The sequence below is a fragment of the Methanobrevibacter sp. genome (assembly GCF_045577275.1).
Taxonomy (GTDB): domain Archaea; phylum Methanobacteriota; class Methanobacteria; order Methanobacteriales; family Methanobacteriaceae; genus Methanobrevibacter.
On record NZ_JAZNIB010000100.1, the window covers coordinates 1 to 2,587 of the forward strand.

Consider the following 2,587-nt stretch of genomic DNA (forward strand, 5'->3'; position numbering starts at 1 on the left):
AAATCAGTTTATAAGTATACTAATAATTTCAGATCATAGACAATAAATTTAGATTTTGAAAAATAAAAAATGTTTTTTTTCTAAAAATTATTAAAAACAGAAATAATTATTAGTAATTATGCGAACTAAAAAATTGTTTTAAAAAAAAAGAAAAGATAAGTAGAGTAAGAATCTACTTATTCAATTTTTTCTAATACAGGAGCTGCGTCGATTAATTGTGCATCGAAAGTTAATTCGTCTGCGCTTAATCCCATAGCTAATCCGTATAATTGAGCTAAGTGCATTACTGGGAATGCGAAGTCAGTTCCGTATTTTGCGTTAACTTCAGTTTGACCTACATCGAATTGTAAGTGACAGAATGGACAAACTTCTACAATAGCGTCTACACCAGCTTCAGCCATAGCGTCGAGTTTTTCTTTGGTGTAACTTAAGGTTACGTCAATATCTCTAGCTCTTAAACCTCCACCTGCACCACAGCACATCATTTTGTTTTTGTAAGGTACGGATTTAGCACCAGTGATTTCTACTAATTCATCTAAGATGGTTGGGTTTTCTGCGGATTCTTCAATACCTACTTCTGCGGTAGGTTTTAAGAAGTGGCATCCGTAGTGTACAGCTACATTAATACCTAAGTCTTTGGTGAACATTTCAGATAATTTGTCAAGACCGACATCGTTGTATAAAATTTCTGCAAAGTGTCTTACTTTGGTTTCACCTTTGTATTGTTTGTCAGTGGTTTCAGCTAAGATAGCGTTAATTTCGTCTTTTTTAGCTGGGTTTTCTTTTAATAAGTGGTCACATTCACGTAAGGAACCGAAACATCCGTTACATTCGGTCATGATGTCTGCACCCATTTCTTCTGCAATAGCGAGGTTACGTGCTGCAATGGTTGCCCAAGTGGTTTGGTCAAAGGATCCGAATACACCAGGTGCAGGACAACAGGAAGCTCCTTCCATGTCTTTTAATTCAATGTCTAATTTATCGAATAAGATTCTGGTTGCTTTTTCGATACCAGGATAACGGTTGTTCATAATACAACCTAAGAAATATGCAATCTCCATAATAATAACTCCTTCAATATGTTTATTCTAATTCTCCAGTTTCCATGTTGAAACCGATTAATTTATCAAATTCACATGCTGCACAGATTTTTTGGACTTCTTCTAAAGCTTCAGGGAATGAATGTACTGTTGGAGGTAATTCGTCAAGTCCAATAGCTTTTCTTAATTCTTTGGTTTTGTCGTTGATTGGTACACCGTGACCGAATTTAATTACGAAAGAACCAGTTGCTTTGTGAGCATCTGCCATGTATCCAGCTTTAGCTGCTTCGTTACGTGCCATTTTGATGATGTCTACGATTTTTACACTTCTAGGACATCTTTCTTGGCAGGTGTAACAGGTGGTACACATCCATAATGCAGGATCAGATACTACTTCTTCTCTGAGTCCTAATAAACATTTTCTTACAATTTGTCTTACTCTGTAAGGAGTTCTTCTACCAGAAGGACATCCTCCACCACAGGTACCGCATTGGAAACAGTGGTCTACAGTTTCAATTCCAGCATCAACGAATTTTTGAGTAAATTCTTTATCAATATCATCCATTGAATATATATCATTTTCTTTTAATAAAGTCATATTATCGCTCTCTTCATTTTCTTCTGAAGCCTCTTCTTCCGCAGCTTCTTCAGCTGCTTCTAAAGATTCTTCATCTTCTGAAAGTTTATCATCAATTGATTCTTCCTCTTCATCTAAAGAAACTTCCTCTTCAGGAACCTCTTCAACTGCTTCTTCAACAGCTTCTTCTTCAACAGGAGCCTCTTCAGCTTCAACTTCTTCTGGAGCTTCCTCTTCAGGAGCTTCTTCTTCCTCTTCCACAGGAACAATTACTTCTTCCTCTGCAGGAGCTTCAGCTTCTAAAGGTTCTTCCTCAGAAATAGTTTCAGAATCAGATTTTACTTCAATTTCCTCTTCTGAAGATGTCTGTATAGAATCAGCAGCTTCTTCAACAGATTCTGCTTCTTTAGTTAAATTTTTATCTATATCTTTTTTTGCCCCTCCGATGAGGGATTTAAGAGTATCTAACACAGACATTGAAAAACACACCTAGGACAATCATAGGTTAACCTCACGTCCTTAATAATAATTATATTAGTATAGTATATAAAGGTTTTGAAAAATTTTGAAAGTGTAACCTAAAAGGTGACACTTCTTGAAATCTTTAGGTTTACCTTAAAAAAAGCATGAAAATTGAATTAAGATCTGTTGAAGAAATATTAAAAAATTGTAAAAATAAAAATAATAAAAATAGTAAAAATAGTGAAAAATCAAAAGACCGAAATTAATTAAAAAAAGAATAAACCAGAATTTAAACAAATGTTAAAAACTGGAGTTACATCAATTCAAGAGAATTCTCAGATAGTTTGCTTAAAGTATTGGAAAATGCAATCAATTCCTCCATAGGAATATCTCCTACAACTTCATCATTCCAATTTCTGAATATTTTAAGCAATTTAACACAAGCATCTTGTCCTTTATCAGTTAGGAACAATAATTTTTTAGTATTGTTGTCAGCATCAATTTTTTT

General features: G+C 34.2%; 3 protein-coding genes. All 3 read right to left on the reverse strand.

Annotated features, from left to right (window positions below; all coding sequences use genetic code 11):
- Window positions 1-176: 176 nt before the first annotated feature.
- The gene (hdrB, locus tag ACKI67_RS03460) at window positions 177-1,061 is read right to left on the reverse strand and encodes a CoB--CoM heterodisulfide reductase subunit B (protein WP_407461998.1); all 885 of its coding nucleotides are present in this window, start codon (window positions 1,059-1,061) and stop codon (window positions 177-179) included.
- Window positions 1,062-1,083: 22 nt separating this feature from the next.
- Window positions 1,084-2,094: a CoB--CoM heterodisulfide reductase subunit C gene (gene hdrC, locus ACKI67_RS03465; RefSeq protein WP_407461999.1), complete on the reverse strand. Its 1,011-nt coding sequence runs from the start codon at window positions 2,092-2,094 to the stop codon at window positions 1,084-1,086.
- Window positions 2,095-2,392: 298 nt separating this feature from the next.
- Window positions 2,393-2,587: hypothetical protein (locus tag ACKI67_RS03470; protein WP_407462000.1), on the reverse strand; the 195-nt coding region annotated here is incomplete at its 5' end.